This is a genomic window from Mycolicibacter sinensis (assembly GCF_001667375.1).
GTDB lineage: Bacteria > Actinomycetota > Actinomycetes > Mycobacteriales > Mycobacteriaceae > Mycobacterium > Mycobacterium sinense_A.
In genome coordinates this window covers 1-13,686 of sequence record NZ_LZIN01000094.1, presented here as the reverse complement: position 1 = coordinate 13,686, position 13,686 = coordinate 1, and the positions used below count along the sequence as shown (strand labels likewise).

At 70.3% G+C, this 13,686-nt stretch carries 12 protein-coding genes, 1 pseudogene and 2 riboswitches; of the genes and pseudogenes, 5 read left to right on the top strand and 8 right to left on the bottom strand.

The genetic code is table 11. The features are described 5' to 3' along the window. Positions 1-178 precede the first annotated feature (178 nt). The 3 genes from A5771_RS18620 to A5771_RS18610 are packed head-to-tail and all read right to left on the bottom strand — an operon-like array spanning position 179 to position 1,283. Entirely contained in the window at positions 179-544 is a 366-nt protein-coding gene (locus tag A5771_RS18620; RefSeq protein WP_064856674.1) for a hypothetical protein, read from the bottom strand. An 11-nt stretch (positions 545-555) separates the two neighbouring features. Then, the gene (locus A5771_RS18615; RefSeq protein ID WP_064856673.1) at positions 556-978 is read right to left on the bottom strand and encodes a nitroreductase family deazaflavin-dependent oxidoreductase; all 423 of its coding nucleotides are present in this window, start codon (positions 976-978) and stop codon (positions 556-558) included. A gap of 14 nt (positions 979-992) precedes the next feature. After that, positions 993-1,283: an antibiotic biosynthesis monooxygenase family protein gene (locus A5771_RS18610; RefSeq protein ID WP_064856672.1), complete on the bottom strand. Its 291-nt coding sequence runs from the start codon at positions 1,281-1,283 to the stop codon at positions 993-995. Between the two features lie 123 nt (positions 1,284-1,406). Here A5771_RS18610 and A5771_RS18605 point away from each other — a divergent pair, with 123 nt between their 5' ends. Next, the gene (locus tag A5771_RS18605) at positions 1,407-1,868 is read left to right on the top strand and encodes a hypothetical protein (RefSeq protein WP_064856671.1); all 462 of its coding nucleotides are present in this window, start codon (positions 1,407-1,409) and stop codon (positions 1,866-1,868) included. Here the strand turns inward: A5771_RS18605 and A5771_RS18600 are convergent. Genes A5771_RS18600 through A5771_RS18585 form a run of 4 tightly spaced genes read right to left on the bottom strand, consistent with a single transcriptional unit; the run spans position 1,854 to position 8,354 of the window. Further along, positions 1,854-2,585, bottom strand: a complete 732-nt coding sequence (locus A5771_RS18600) for a cobalt-precorrin-6A reductase (protein ID WP_064856670.1) — start codon at positions 2,583-2,585, stop codon at positions 1,854-1,856. The two genes, A5771_RS18605 and A5771_RS18600, sit on opposite strands and share 15 nt — an antisense overlap. Further along, entirely contained in the window at positions 2,585-4,036 is a 1,452-nt protein-coding gene (locus tag A5771_RS18595; RefSeq protein ID WP_064856669.1) for a cobyric acid synthase, read from the bottom strand. Before A5771_RS18595 ends, A5771_RS18600 begins: the two co-directional genes overlap by 1 nt. Beyond that, a complete protein-coding gene (gene cobF, locus A5771_RS18590; protein ID WP_064856668.1) occupies positions 4,036-4,782 on the bottom strand; it encodes a precorrin-6A synthase (deacetylating) in 747 nt (248 codons plus the stop codon). The genes A5771_RS18595 and cobF overlap by 1 nt, the downstream gene beginning before the upstream one ends. Next, entirely contained in the window at positions 4,779-8,354 is a 3,576-nt protein-coding gene (locus A5771_RS18585; RefSeq protein WP_064856667.1) for a cobaltochelatase subunit CobN, read from the bottom strand. Before A5771_RS18585 ends, cobF begins: the two co-directional genes overlap by 4 nt. A gap of 31 nt (positions 8,355-8,385) precedes the next feature. After that, positions 8,386-8,483, bottom strand: a riboswitch (cobalamin riboswitch). Between the two features lie 19 nt (positions 8,484-8,502). Next, positions 8,503-8,681: riboswitch (cobalamin riboswitch) on the top strand. A gap of 37 nt (positions 8,682-8,718) precedes the next feature. On the opposite strand from A5771_RS18585, the gene A5771_RS18580 reads away from it, so the two are divergent. From A5771_RS18580 to A5771_RS18565, 4 genes are read left to right on the top strand one after another with little or no spacing between them, the layout of a single operon-like run. Next, complete coding sequence (locus A5771_RS18580) at positions 8,719-9,918, top strand: ABC transporter substrate-binding protein (RefSeq protein ID WP_064856666.1); 1,200 nt, start codon at positions 8,719-8,721, stop codon at positions 9,916-9,918. Next, on the top strand, positions 9,915-10,943 hold the full coding sequence (locus A5771_RS18575) for a FecCD family ABC transporter permease (protein ID WP_064856665.1): 1,029 nt from the start codon (positions 9,915-9,917) through the stop codon (positions 10,941-10,943). Before A5771_RS18580 ends, A5771_RS18575 begins: the two co-directional genes overlap by 4 nt. Then, the gene (locus tag A5771_RS18570) at positions 10,940-12,688 is read left to right on the top strand and encodes an ATP-binding cassette domain-containing protein (RefSeq protein ID WP_064856664.1); all 1,749 of its coding nucleotides are present in this window, start codon (positions 10,940-10,942) and stop codon (positions 12,686-12,688) included. The genes A5771_RS18575 and A5771_RS18570 overlap by 4 nt, the downstream gene beginning before the upstream one ends. Continuing rightward, on the top strand, positions 12,685-13,263 hold the full coding sequence (locus A5771_RS18565; RefSeq protein ID WP_064856663.1) for a DUF7676 family protein: 579 nt from the start codon (positions 12,685-12,687) through the stop codon (positions 13,261-13,263). The genes A5771_RS18570 and A5771_RS18565 overlap by 4 nt, the downstream gene beginning before the upstream one ends. Here the strand turns inward: A5771_RS18565 and A5771_RS18560 are convergent. Next, a pseudogene (locus tag A5771_RS18560) lies at positions 13,260-13,686 on the bottom strand (hypothetical protein); the annotation flags it as partial. The gene A5771_RS18565 and the pseudogene A5771_RS18560 sit on opposite strands and share 4 nt — an antisense overlap.

The following is a 13,686-nucleotide window of genomic DNA, read 5'->3' as shown; positions in this document are numbered from 1 at the left end:
GTCACCTGGCAGCAGAAGAACCGGGCCGACCGGCGTAGCGAATGGTGGCGACGCACCACCTGGGCTTTTGAGCGGACGTTCGACCAGAGCAACAGCCAGGCCGGACTCGGCTGGTCCCTGCTGGCCACGCTGATGCGGTCTAAACTGGTGACCGTCGATGACGGCTCGTGCCGGCAGCTCAGTGGTGGGCGATCAAGTCGGCGACGTGGTCTTCCTCGTCTGGCCGGACCCGGCCGGCAGCAGCAGATTCCAGTCGCCATTTCGTCACCAGCCCGTCGGGTCCGGTCAGTTCTCCGGCGGCGAGCGCTTCGCCGACGAGGCGCCGGACGCGTGATTCGTCGGCGGCTTCGGCGGCGAACAGCACCCGCAATACAAGGTCGTCGCCGACGACTTGGCTGGCGACGTGGTGGGGCGCAAGCGGGCACGGCGGCGGGTGGTCCCAGCTTCCGCACAGCGCCTTGGCGATGGCGCCACCGGGCGCGTTAGCGCTACCACCGGGCTGGATCACCACCACCGCGTCGTGGGCGTAGGCACGGCGAACCATGAGTCGGGACGCTACGTGGTTCTGGTCAACTCGAGGACCGGGATGACCCGATCGGTGCGCTCCCGGTAGGTGGCGAAACCCGGGTAGCGCTCGGCCTGGATCGCGTAGAGCCGGTCGTGTTCTGCGCCGGTGATCTCGGTGGCGGTGACAGGAAAGGTCTCGGTACCGATCTCGGCCGTGGCCGACGAATTCGCCCGCAGATTGTGATACCAGCTGGGATGGCTGTCCTTGCCTTCATTGGAGGCGAACACGAAGATCCGCCCGCTCTCGGGCAGGTACATCATCGGGCTGGTGCGCGGCTGCCCTGATTTGGCGCCGGTGGTGGTCAGCAGCAGGACCGGGGCGCCCTCGAACGGGCCGCCCAGTTTTCCGCCATTGCTGCGGAACTCCGCGATGTTGCGCGCATTGAATTCCAAGGTTCTCTTGGCGTCCACGGGTGCATGACCCCCTAGTCGATGCCGACGAAGTGCTCGATCACCGGCGGGGACTCGTAGAACTCGTGCAACAGTGCCCGCCACTGCTGAAATTCCGGCGACTTCCGGAACCCCTCGGTGTGTGCTTCGACAGTCTCCCACTGCACCAGCAGCAGATAAAGGCTCGGCGACTCGATCGAACGGGACATCGAAATCGCCAGGAAGCCCGGCTGGGCCGAGATCAGCGGTCTCGCCTTGGCGAACGCCGCTTCGAACTCGGCTTCGCGACCGGGGCGGATGGGCAGCACACCATGCTCGACAATCACGCCCGCCAGTCTGCCGCAAGCCCTGTGTTGAGCATTACGCCCCTCCCCACTTGTCTGTGACCGAGTTGAACAGATACATTTTCTGCAACCGGCAGACACAGATAACTCGGAAGGCACCGGGGTATGGGCGCAATCGCAGCAGCAGTTGTCTTCGCCTGGCTGGGCATGGTGCTGGCGATCTCGTTTCTCGAGGCGCCGCTGAAGTTCCGGGCGCCGGGGGTCACCCTGCACCTGGGGTTGGGCATCGGCCGGCTGGTGTTCCGGGCGCTCAACGCGGTCGAAATCGTGCTGGCGGCGGTGGTGGTGGTGATCACGGTCGCCGCCGATCCCCCGGGACGGCTCGCGCCGGCGGCGGTCGGCGTAGCGGTTAGCGTGCTGGCGACTCAGTCGCTGTTCGTCCGGCCCCGGCTGCGTCGCCGCTCCGACGCGGTGCTGGCCGCCCGGGACAACCTGCGCGCCGCAACGCCCGGCGGGATGATCGAACGCTCACACGCCCACTACGCCTACGCCGGGCTGGAAGTGGTCAAGGTCGCCGCGCTGCTGACCGCCGGCGCCGCCCTGCAGGTCGGGTCAGTCGCCGGTTAGTACCCAGGTCAGCGCCTGCCCGACGTCGTACACGCACCTCACCCCGGACGGCCGGGGAGGGCGGCGCACAATGACGACTGGCAGCCCGAGTTCCTCGGCGGCCAGCATCTTCGGCCAGGTGTACTCGCCCCCGGAATCCTTGGTCACCACCACGTCGGCGCGGTGCTCACGCAGCAACGCGAGCTCGCCGGGCAGCGCATAGGGCCCCCGGTCGGTGACCACCGTCCAGGCCGGCGGCACCGTCATCGACGGCGGGTCGACGACGCGCGCCAACACCGCCGCCTCCGCCAGCTCCGGCAGGTAGGACGCCAGCTGTTGGCGCCCGATGGTCAGCACCGGCCGCCGGCCCAACCGGGCCGCGCTGGCGGCGGCCTGCTCGTGCGAGTCGGCCCACTGCCAGGACGGCCTGCCCCGCTCCGCCCAGCCGGGCCGCTCCAGGCGCAGCAGCGGGCGACCGGCAGCGGCGCACGCCGCGGCGGCGTTGGCCGACATGGTGATGGCGAACGGGTGGGTGGCATCCACGACGGCGTCATAGTCCGCCAACACCGCACGCAGGCCCTCGATTCCGCCGAATCCGCCGACCCGCACCGCCCCGACCGGCAGCCGCGGATTGGCAACCCGGCCGGCCAGCGACGTGGTGACGTCGACACCGGCGGCCACCAGTCGCTCGGCCAACGCCCGGGCCTCCGCGGTTCCACCGAGCAGCAGCAGGCGCATCACGGCGCCCCCGGCGGCAGGAACGGCAGACCCGGCGGCGGCCCGCCACGCGCCAAGTCCAGCACGGCGTCGACGTCCAGGTGCTCCTCGATCAGATCGGCCAGCAAGTCGAGCCGGTGCTCCCGCGCGGCCGGAAACGACACCCCCGACGGCTCCAGGCCCAGGGTTTCGGCCAAGAACGCCGCGCGCGGCGCATCGCCCTCCAGCGCACCGTGCCGCATGGTGCCGAACACCTGACCGGCCCGGACGCCGCCATGAAATTCCTGCACGCCCTCACCGCGGGTGATCCGGCCGTGGTGGATTTCGTAGCCGCCGTCGGACAGCCGCAGCACTTTGTCTGCGCCGAAACGGGTTTCGACGTCCAGCAGACCCAGCCCGGCCGCCTCGCCCGGCGCGCCCTCGATGCCGTCGGGGTCACGGATCGCCCGGCCCAGCATCTGAAAGCCTCCGCAGATCCCCAACACCGGCTTACCGGCGGCCGCGTGCGCCACTACCGCAGCGTCCAATCCGCGCGAGCGCATCCAGGCCAGGTCGGACCGCGTCGCGCGGGTTCCCGGCAGCACCACCAGATCGGCGTCGGAGACCCCGCGCGGATCGGAGGCGAACACCACATCCAGATCGGGTTCCACACCGAGCGCGTCCAGGTCGGTGAAGTTGCTGATTCGCGGCAGCCGGATCACCGCAACGCGCCGCGCCCCGGTGCGCGCCGAGCGCCTGCCGTCTAGATCGAGCGCGTCCTCGGAGTCCAGCCACAGCCCCGGGTGCCACGGCAGGGTGCCGAAAACCCGCCGGCCGGTGAGTCGCTCCAGGTCGGCCAGGCCGGGCGCCAATAACTGCTGCCGGCCGCGGAACTTGTTGACGATAAACCCGGCCACCAGGTCCTGGTCTTCGCCCGACAACAACGCGACGGTGCCGAAGAACGCCGCGAACACCCCGCCCCGGTCCACATCGCCGACGACCAAGACCGGCAGACCAGCATGCCGCGCCAGGCCCATATTGACGTAATCGCCGGACCGCAGGTTGATTTCGGTCGGGCTACCCGCCCCCTCGGCGATCACCACGTCGTAGCGTCCCGTGAGGTCGTCGAAGGCGCGGTGGGCGCTGTCGGCCAGCTCGCGGCGGCCCTGCATCCAATTCGACGACGACACCTCGCCCCACGGCCGGCCCATCAGCACCACATGACTGCGGTGGTCACTACCGGGCTTGAGCAGCACCGGGTTCATCGCCGGCTCGGGGACGGCCCGCGCAGCCATCGCTTGAATCCATTGCGCCCGGCCGATTTCGGTGCCGAGGCCATCCGCACCGACAACCACCATCGAGTTGTTCGACATGTTCTGCGCCTTGTACGGCGCCACTCTTACCCCGCGGCGGGCCAGCGCCCGGCACAGCCCGGTGGCGACCACGGTCTTGCCGGCGTCGCTGGTGGTTCCGGCGATCAGCAGCCCCGCCATCAGGGCCTGCGCACCAAGAACACATCCATCACCCAGCCCGCTTCGGACTTCGCGGCGCGGCGGGCAGCCGCGATCTCGTCAACGACATCAGAGACCCGGCCACTGACTAGCCGCTCCCCCGCCGCACCGAGGTTGGCGCCCCACCAGATCGCCCAATCCGCCACCGCGGAAAGGTCGAGTCCCTCCGGGTTGAGCATGGCGACGATGTTGTCCTGGCCCGCGGCGATCGCCTCCGCAAGCCGCCGGCCGGTGGTGATGTGCACCGGCCGGCCCACCTCATGCAGCACGATCCGGTGCCGTGCCGCCAGCAGTTGCGGGGCGCTGATACCGGGGAGCACGTCGTAATCCACTTCCAGACCAGAGGCTTTCACCCGCTGAATGATGCGGATCGTCGAGTCGTAGAGCGCCGGGTCGCCCCAGACCAGGAAGGCCGCGGTACCGCCGCGCTCCCGAAGCTCCTCGGCGTATCGCGCCGCCCGGGCCGCATGCCAGTCGGCCACCGCCCGCGCATAATCGGGTCCACTCAGATCCGCTGACCGGTCGCGGGGCGGGTCCGAGACCGTGACGATGGGCACCGACTCGGCATAGGCGTCGACGACAGCCCGCCGCAACGCCAGCAGGCCGTCCTCAGTTCCTTTCGCCCCCTTATCCGGGGCCAGTACGTAGTCGACCGACCGCAGCGCCTCGGCGACCTCGGGCGTGACGTGCTGCGGGCCCATCCCGATCCCGAGAATCCAGACTTTCACCGGTCCTCCAGGTCTCCTTCGACCTCCAGGTAGGCCTGTTGCAATGCTGCCATGGTCTCCGGGTCCGGGTCCGCCCACAGCCCCCGGTCGGCGGCCTCCTTCAGCCGCTCCACGATGCCCTGCAGCGCCCATGGATTGGATTTGTCGAGGAATTCCCGGGTGGCCGGGTCGAGCACGTACTCGGCGGCGAGCTTCTCATACATCCAGTCGTGCACCACCCCGGCGGTTGCGTCGAAGCCGAACAGGTAGTCGACGGTGGCGGCCAGTTCGAACGCGCCCTTGTAGCCGTGCCGGCGCATCGCGGAGATCCAGCGCGGGTTGACCACCCGGGCCCGGAACACCCGGGCGGTCTCCTCGGCCAGGGTGCGGGTGCGCACGGCATCCGTCGACGTCGAGTCCCCCACATAGGCTTTCGGATCGGAGCCAGACAACGCCCGCACGGTGGCGATCATGCCGCCGTGGTAGACGAAGTAGTCGTCAGAATCGGCGATGTCGTGCTCGCGGGTGTCGATGTTCTTGGCCGCCACCTTGATGCGGCGGTAGTTGGTGCGCATATCGTCGGTGGCCGCCGCACCGTCCAGCCCGCGGCCGTAGGCGAATCCACCCCAGGCGGTGTAAACCTCGGCCAGATCCTTGTCATCACGCCAGGTTCCCGCCTCGATCAGCTGCAGGATGCCGGCCCCATAGGAGCCCGGCGCGGAACCGAAGACCCGGGTGGTGGCCCGGCGCAGGTCGCCGTGGGAGGCCAGGTCGGCGCGGGCGTGGGCGGCGACGAAGTTCTGACCGTCCGGCTCGTCGAGGGTCGCCACCAGCTGCACGGCGTCGTCGAGCATCATCACCACGTGCGGGAAGGCGTCGCGGAAGAAACCCGAGATCCGCACCGTCACATCGATTCTGGGTCGGCCGAGTTCTTCCAGCGAGATCACCTCGAGCCCGGACACCCGCCGGGAGGCCTCGTCCCAGTCGGGCCGCACCCCGAGCAACGCCAGCACCTCGGCGATGTCGTCGCCGGACGTGCGCATCGCCGAGGTGCCCCACACCGACAACCCCACCGACTCCGGATAGCGGCCGGTGTCGTCGAGGTAGCGCTGCACCAGCGAGTCCGCCATCGCCTGCCCGGTCTGCCAGGCCAGCCGCGACGGCACCGCACGGGGGTCGACGGTGTAGAAGTTGCGTCCGGTGGGCAGCACGTTGACCAGGCCGCGCAGCGGCGACCCGGATGGCCCTGGGCGCACGAAGCCGCCGGCCAGCGCGTGCAGCACCGAGTCCAGCTCGGCCACCGTACCCGCCAGCCGCGGAACCACTTCGGTGGCAGCGAATCTCAGCACGCGGCAGACCTCGGGATCGGGGTGCAGCGAATCGGCCGTCCCGGCCTCCCAGCCGGCCGCCTCCATGGCTTCGACCAGCCCTCGGGCGCGCTGCTCGATCTCATCGACCGCCGAACCCGCCGCGTCGTCTTTCAAGCCGAGCGCGGCCCGCAGGCCGGGCACCGCGTGGTCCACCCCGCCCCATACCTGCGGGGCGCGCAGGATCGCCAGCACCAGGTTCACCCGCTCCGCGCCCGTCGGCGCACCGCCGAGCACGTGCAGTCCGTCGCGGATTTGGGCGTCCTTGATCTCACAGAGCCAGCCGTCGACATGCAGCAGGAAGTCGTCGAATTCCTCGTCCTCGGGCCGCTCGTCCAGGCCGAGATCCCGGTGCATCTCCGCGGCGCGCATCAGGTTCCAGATCTCGCCGCGGATCGCCGGCAGCTTGCCCGGATCCATCGAGGCGATATTGCCGTACTCATCGAGCAACTGCTCCAGCCGCGCAATGTCGCCGTAGGACTCCGCGCGCGCCATCGGCGGGATCAGGTGATCGACGATCACCGCGTGCGCGCGGCGTTTGGCCTGCGCGCCCTCGCCGGGGTCGTTGACCAGGAACGGGTAGATCAGCGGCAGGTCGGCGATCATCGCGTCGGTAGCGCACGCGGAAGAGAGCGCCGCGGTCTTGCCGGGCAGCCATTCCATCGAGCCGTGCTTGCCCAGGTGGATCACCGCGTGCGCACCGAACCCCCTGTCCAGCCAACGATATGCGGCCAGATAATGGTGGCTCGGCGGCAACTCCGGATCGTGATAGATCGCCACCGGGTTCTCCCCGAAGCCGCGCGGCGGCTGGATCATCAGCACGATGTTGCCGGATCGCAGTGCGGCCAGCACGATTTCGCCGGCGTCGTTGACGAACAACTTGCCCGGCGCCGGGCCCCACGCCGTCGTCATCGCGTCGCGCAGCGTGTCGGGCAGCTCCGCGGCCCAGGAGGCGTACTGGTCAGCGGTCACCCGTACCTGCGCCTCGGTCAGCTGCGCGGCGGACAGCCAGTCCTCATCCTGGCCGCCGGCTTCGATCAGGGTGTGAATCAGCCGGTCCCCCGCCTGCGTCTCATCCTCGACCCCCAGCACCCCGAAACCGTCTCCGACGTCATACCCTTCGGCGGCCAGCCGGTGCAGCAGCCGCACCGCCGACGCCGGAGTGTCCAGACCGACCGCGTTGCCGACCCGGGAGTGCTTGGTGGGATAGGCCGACAGCACCAGCGCGAGCCTCTTGTCCCGGTTCGGAATGCGCCGCAGCACCGCGTGATTCACTACGACACCGGCGACCCGGGCGCAGCGTTCCACATCGGCGGCGTAGTGTGGCAGCCCGTCGTCGTCGATCTCCTTGAACGAGAACGGCACGGTGATGATCCGGCCGTCGAATTCCGGGATGGCGATCTGGGTGGCCGAATCCAGTGGCGTCACGCCGTCGTCGTTGGCCTCCCAGTCCGCCCGCGACGACGCCAGACACAGACCCTGGAACACCGGAATGTCCAGCGCCGCGATCTTTTCGATGTCCCACGCGCCGTCGTCGTCGCCGGCGCTGACGGTCGCGGTGGCGTTCATCGCCCCGCCGGCCGCCAGCATGCAGACCACCACCGCGTCCAGCTCCCCCAGCGCGTCGTAGAGCTCGTCGGGGGCGTTGCGCAGCGATGCGGCGAAGATCGGCACCCCGACCGCCCGGCCGGTGACGTCGATCGCGTCGGCCAGCGCGTGCGCGAATCCGGCGTTGCCGCTGACCTCGTGGGCCCGGTAGTACAGCACCCCGACCCGCACCGCATCGGGCGCGTCAACCGGCTCCCGAGACCCATACCCCCATTCCGGGATCACCGCCGGTTCCTCAAAACCCTCCCCAGTGAGCAGCACCGTGTCGCAGAGGAACGCGTGCAGCTGGGCCAGGTTGGCCGGTCCGCCTTCGGCGAGGTAGGCGTGCGCTTGGGCGGCCAGCCCGATCGGGACCGTCGAGCACTCCATCAGCTCGGCGTTGGGTGAGCGCTCCCCGCCGAGCACCACCAGCGGCAGTCCGGTCGCGCGCAGCAACTTCAGTTCGTCGGCGATCTCGGCCGACGAGCCCAGGATTCGCAGCACCACAACATCAACGCCACCGTTGACCAGCGGTTCGATGTCGTGGCGTGCGGGGTTCCCGAGCCGGTACGCCACGCCGCTGGCCCGCGCGGACAGCAGGTCGGTGTCGGAGGTGGAGAGCAGGACGATACGCCGCATAATCGGTTCCTCCCGGGGGTTCGCGCCCCGCATAGTCGGATGCCCCGCGGCCAGTATCTGGCTAACACAGTGGCGGAACCGCGCCGGATTCGCACCGGACTTCCTGACGCCACGAGACGGCGGCAAGCCTAACGCAACACGGCGTGCAACAATGTCGCCGGTAAGGCGATGACAACACAGTGAGGAAGCCGGTGGGAATCCGGCGCGGTCCCGCCACTGTCATCGGGGAGTGACCCTCAGCAGCCACGGCCCGCCGATTGTGGGGCCGGAAGGCGAGGCGAACAGTGATCCGAGAGCCAGGAGACTCACGTCATCGCGTCCTGCGAACCGGGGCGGTGTACCCCGAGGAAGCTGATGCACGCCCATGTCCCGTGCGCTGCGAGTAGTCCCTGCGCTGGTAATGGCGCTGGCCCTGACGCTGGCCCCAGCGCTGGCCGGCTGCTCGGGCAACCACGCCGCTACCGTGGCGGCCCGGCAGGACTGCATCACCGACTTCGACCCGGACACCGACTACTTTCCGGACAAGTCGACGCTGTCCGAGGCCACCAACTTCCGCCTCGACTACCACCGCAGCTACCAGGTGCTGACCGTGCACCGGCCCTACCTCGGCGGCAAACCGGTCTCGTATGTCTTGGTGCGCTGCGGTGTCCCGGCCCCGGCGCTGACCGGCGAACTTGCTCGCGCGCAACGGATCACGGTGCCAGTGCACAGCCTGTACTCGGGCTCGACGACGCACCTGGGGATGATCACCGAACTCGACCGGGCCGGGGTGGTCACCGGGGTGGCGAACCCGGCCGCGGTCGCCGACCCGCAGATCCGCGAGCGGATCGGCGCCGGCGCGGCGATCGGCTACGCGCCGGGCGGACCGGTCAACATCGAGAGTGTGCTGCGCGCCGGCCCCGACGTGCTGGTCACCGAGGGCATGGACGACCCCGGCCATCCCAAGCTGCGCCAGGCCGGCATCCCGGTGCTCGCCGACGCCGAATGGCTGGAGCCCACCCCGCTGGGCCGGGCCGAGTGGATTAAGGTTTTCGCCGCGCTGACCGGCACCGAGCGCCAGGCCGCGCAGGCCTACCAGGGCATCCGCGACCGCTACCGCGCGCTGGCCAGGCAGGCCGCACGGGTCGAGCCCGTCGACGTGTTGGTCGGCACCATGCATTCGGGCAGCTGGTCCATGCCCACCGGGGCCAGCTACGCCGGCCGTCTGATCGCCGACGCCGGCGGTAGCTATCCCTGGCTGACCGACGGCGGCGCCGAGACCCGGCAGCTGAACTTCGAATCGGTCTACGCCCGCGCGGGAAGCGCCCCGCTGTGGCTGGTCACCGACGACTGGAAAACGGTCGACGACGCGGTGGCGCGGGACCGCCGGTACGGCGAATTGACCGCGGTGCGCAGCGGGCAGGTGTGGTCGGCCACCAAGGCGATCGGGCCCGGCGGGGGCAACTTGTACTGGGAACGCGGCACCGCCCGACCGGATCTGCTGCTGGCCGACCTGGTCGCGATCCTGCACCCGGAGCAGGCCGGCGACCACACTTTCGAGTTCTACCGGCAGGTGCAGCGATGAAGGCACGTACGACGCTGGTGCTGGCCGGGCTGGCCGCCGCCGTGGTGGTGCTGGCCCTGCTGGGTCTGGCGCTGGGGCCGGTGCGGGTGCCGCTGGCCGACACCGTCCGGGCGCTGGTCGGCGCCGAACCCTCGGACCCGCGTTGGCAGGTGATCGTGACGAACATGCGGTTGCCGCGGGTGCTCACCGCACTGGCCGCCGGTGCTGCGCTCGGGGTCGCCGGCCTGCAACTGCAGACCCTGTTCCGCAACACCCTGGCCGACCCGTACATCCTCGGGGTCAGCTCCGGGGCCAGCCTCGGGGTGGCGCTGGTGGTGCTGGCCGGGGGGGCGGCCGGTTTCAGCACCGCCGGCGCCAGCCGCGCCGGGCAGGTCCTCGCGGCTGCGCTGGGGGCCGCGGCGATGCTGACGTTGGTGCTGGGGCTGTCGCGCTGGACCCGCTCGGCGGCGACGCTGCTGTTGATCGGGGTGATGTTGGGTGCGGCCAGCACCGCGCTGGTGAGTCTGGCGCTAGTGTATTCCGACCCGCAGCGGGTGCAGCAGTATCTGCTGTGGGGCCTGGGCAGTTTCGCCGCGACCGGCTGGGACGACCTGCGATTGCTACTGCCGCTGGTGGCCGTCGGGCTGGTTACCGCGGCGATGACGATCCGGCCGCTCAACGCCCTGCTGCTCGGCGAGAGTTACGCGGCGACAATGGGAATCAACGTGCACCGCGCCCGGGTCGTCACGGTCGCCTCGGCGTCGCTGCTGGCGGGCGTGACGACCGCGTTCTGCGGGCCGATCGCGTTCCTCGGGCTGGTCGTGCCGCACGTGGCCCGCATCGCCGTCGGTACCTCCGACCACCGCGTGGTGCTGCCGACGGTGGTCTTGCTGGGCGCGGTCGCCGCGCTGGCGTGCGGCACCGTCAGTCAGGTGCCCGGCAGCAACCTGGTCATCCCGGTCAATGCCGTCACCGCGCTGGTGGGGGCGCCGGTCGTGATCACCGTGCTGCTGCGGGCCCGCCGCGGATCAGGGATGCCGTCATGAACCCGGCGGTTGAGCTGGCCGGCCTGGCGATCGGCTACCGCAACCGGCGCCGATCGACAACCGTGGCGGCCGGCCTGGACGCGCAGGCCCGCCGCGGTGAGTTGACCGTGCTGATCGGCCCCAACGGCGCCGGAAAGTCCACCCTGATCCGCACCCTGGCCGGGTTGCAGCCCGCGCTCGGCGGCCGGGTGCTGCTCGACGGCGCCGACCTGACCGGGCTGCCGCGCGACGAGCTGGCCCGCCGGGTCGCGGTGGTACTGACCGAGCGGATCGACCCGGGCTTGCTCTCGGCACGCGAACTCGTTGCTCTGGGCCGCATCCCGCACCTGGGGTTGGGCGCCCGACTGCGCCGTGAGGACGACGAGATCATCGACTGGGCGCTGACCGCGGCCGGCGCGCGGCATCTGGCGTCGCGGCCGGCGGCGGAGCTGTCCGACGGGGAATGCCAGCGTGTCCTGACCGCGCGTGCACTGGCTCAACAGCCCGGCCTGCTGGTGCTCGACGAGCCGACCGCGTTCTTGGACGTGTCCTCGCGAGCCGGGCTGTTCGGGCTGCTGCGCAAGCTGGCCCGCGACCAGCAGCTGGCCGTGGTGCTGAGCACCCACGACCTGGAATTGGCGCTGCGGGTGGCCGACCGGGTGTGGCTGCTGGATCCGGCGGGCACGCTAGCGGACACCGTCGGCGAGGAACTGATGCTGTCGGGACGCATCGGGGCGATGTTCGACACCGACACGCTGCGCTTCGACGCGTCCAGCGGCATGTTCGCGTTCGGCACCGGGGGCGGTGCGCGCCGGGCCGCCCGCGTCGACGCCCCGGAGCCGTTGCGCGCCGCGCTGATCCGGGTGCTGTCCCGCGAGGGCTGGGACACCGGCGAGCCTGCCGAAATGGTCGTCACCGCAACCGGTCCCGACGCAGTCACGCTGCGCTCGGCAGCGTCGGCCACCCGCACCACGTTGCATGACCTGCCGCAATGGCTGCGTGCCCTGCCCGCGACCCCGCACCGCTGCGCGCCCGACGATCGGGTGGTGTCGGCGCTGACCGAACTAGCCACGGTCAGCCCGTATTTCGCGGTGTCCACCGGTGCGGTCGAAGGCGGCGGCTGGCGTCCGGTTTCCCGGCTCTACACCGCCCAAACGCTGCTCGCCGACGTCGTCGGCAATGTCGGAGACCGTATCGGGGCATCGGATCTTCGGGTTGCGGCGTCGGCGTTTTTCCTCGGGTTCGCGGCGCGACTGTGGTCGATCGGGCTGGGCGCACTCGCCGAGCACGGGCTGCTGCTGGATCTGGACCCCGACGAGCTCTGGTACGCCGAATCCGACGGGACCGTCCGGCTGCATCTGGCCGATCCGGTGGCCTGGCAGGGATCTGGTCTCGATTCGCTGCTGGCCGACGACATCCTCAGCAGGCATCTGACGCCCTTGGCCGCCGCGGTGCGACGGCTCGGCCCGATCTCGGCGAAGCTGCTGCACGGCAACGCCGCCTCCGCCGTCCTCGGTGCGGCCCGCGCCCTGCACCGGCATCGCGGCGCGCAACTGGCGGCCGAGCCCTGCTGGGAGCTCGCGCGCGCGGTCTGTGCTGACGAACGCCTCAGCGACACAATCCGTTTCAACGACTCCGGCACCGACTACCGGCGCGCCACCTGCTGCCTGTTCTACCGCACGCCCGGCGCCGGCCTGTGCGTCGACTGCGCGCTCACCCACAAACCCCAGGTTCGAACGGACCGAAAGAGGAAGGGATCCACATGACCGAAACCGCAACCGAAATTGTCGCCGATCCCCCGATCGTCGACACCGAAGACCGTGGCCGCGAACAACTGTGGCCGCTGCCCACCGATCAGCAGAGCCTGCTGGATCTGCTGCACCTGTGCTTCGACGAGTACTGGGACGAGATCTGGTTCGGCATCATCATGCAGGGCGCCGCCTGGGAGGTGGCGGCCCCCAACGCACCGCGCAAGATCGCGATGCTCGACGGTTATGCCACCGTCGATTTCGGCCGCTGGCACTTTCACCTGTGCATCGGCAAGCACCGGGCCAGCGGCTCGGAGCTGGGCCGGATCCGCCGGTGCACCCGCGCGGAGCTGTACCGGCGGATCGGCAAGGACGGCAACCCGATGTCCTGGGGGGTGCGGCTGTTCAACGGGCGCGACGAGCAGATGATGACGTTGATGCTGCCGAACCCGTTCCTCACCAACGACCAGCAGATCCGCGACGAGCCCGAGTGGGGCCAGCTGGAGCTGTGGGACAAGCTGCGGGACAAGTATCTCGGGCTGGGCCCGGACCCGTTGGATCGCAGCGGGAATCGGATCCGCTGCGGCGGCTAACTCTCCTCGGCCGGCCAGGTGTTCGGCATCATCGGGCTGACCGCGCCGCCGCCGAATCCGTCGTCGGCCAGCGCGGTCAGCCCGGCCGGGCGCGCGCCGGCCACCCGCTGCGATCCGCCGGCGAATCCGCCGGCGCCCCGCTGCGAGGCGGTCGCCATAGCCGGCTCGGGCTCGAGATCCATGTACTCGTAGCCGCGGCCCAGCATTCCGGCCTTCGCGCGGCGCCGGCGACGTTGCGGCGCAACCTGTTCCGCCGCCTCCGCCGCGGGGACATCCGCACTGTCGGGTTTCGGCGCCGGCTTCTTGCGCGCGCTGGTCCCCGAGGCCCGTCGGGCACCCATGTCCAGGCCGCCGACCATGTACATATATGCCGGCATGGTCACCGACGGCGGCCCTGCCGGGGTCGGCGGCGGGGCGCCGGGC

Excerpts from the sequence above, each read along its gene's own strand:
- A5771_RS18565 (WP_064856663.1), top strand. The coding sequence starts at position 12,685 with ATGACCGAAACCGCAACCGAAATTGTCGCCGATCCCCCGATCGTCGAC.
- A5771_RS18570 (WP_064856664.1), top strand. The coding sequence starts at position 10,940 with ATGAACCCGGCGGTTGAGCTGGCCGGCCTGGCGATCGGCTACCGCAAC.
- A5771_RS18585 (WP_064856667.1), bottom strand. The coding sequence starts at position 8,354 with ATGCGGCGTATCGTCCTGCTCTCCACCTCCGACACCGACCTGCTGTCC.
- A5771_RS18595 (WP_064856669.1), bottom strand. The coding sequence starts at position 4,036 with ATGGCGGGGCTGCTGATCGCCGGAACCACCAGCGACGCCGGCAAGACC.
- A5771_RS18600 (WP_064856670.1), bottom strand. The coding sequence starts at position 2,585 with ATGCGCCTGCTGCTGCTCGGTGGAACCGCGGAGGCCCGGGCGTTGGCC.
- A5771_RS18605 (WP_064856671.1), top strand. The coding sequence starts at position 1,407 with ATGGGCGCAATCGCAGCAGCAGTTGTCTTCGCCTGGCTGGGCATGGTG.
- A5771_RS18620 (WP_064856674.1), bottom strand. The coding sequence starts at position 544 with ATGGTTCGCCGTGCCTACGCCCACGACGCGGTGGTGGTGATCCAGCCC.
- A5771_RS18580 (WP_064856666.1), top strand. The coding sequence starts at position 8,719 with ATGTCCCGTGCGCTGCGAGTAGTCCCTGCGCTGGTAATGGCGCTGGCC.
- A5771_RS18575 (WP_064856665.1), top strand. The coding sequence starts at position 9,915 with ATGAAGGCACGTACGACGCTGGTGCTGGCCGGGCTGGCCGCCGCCGTG.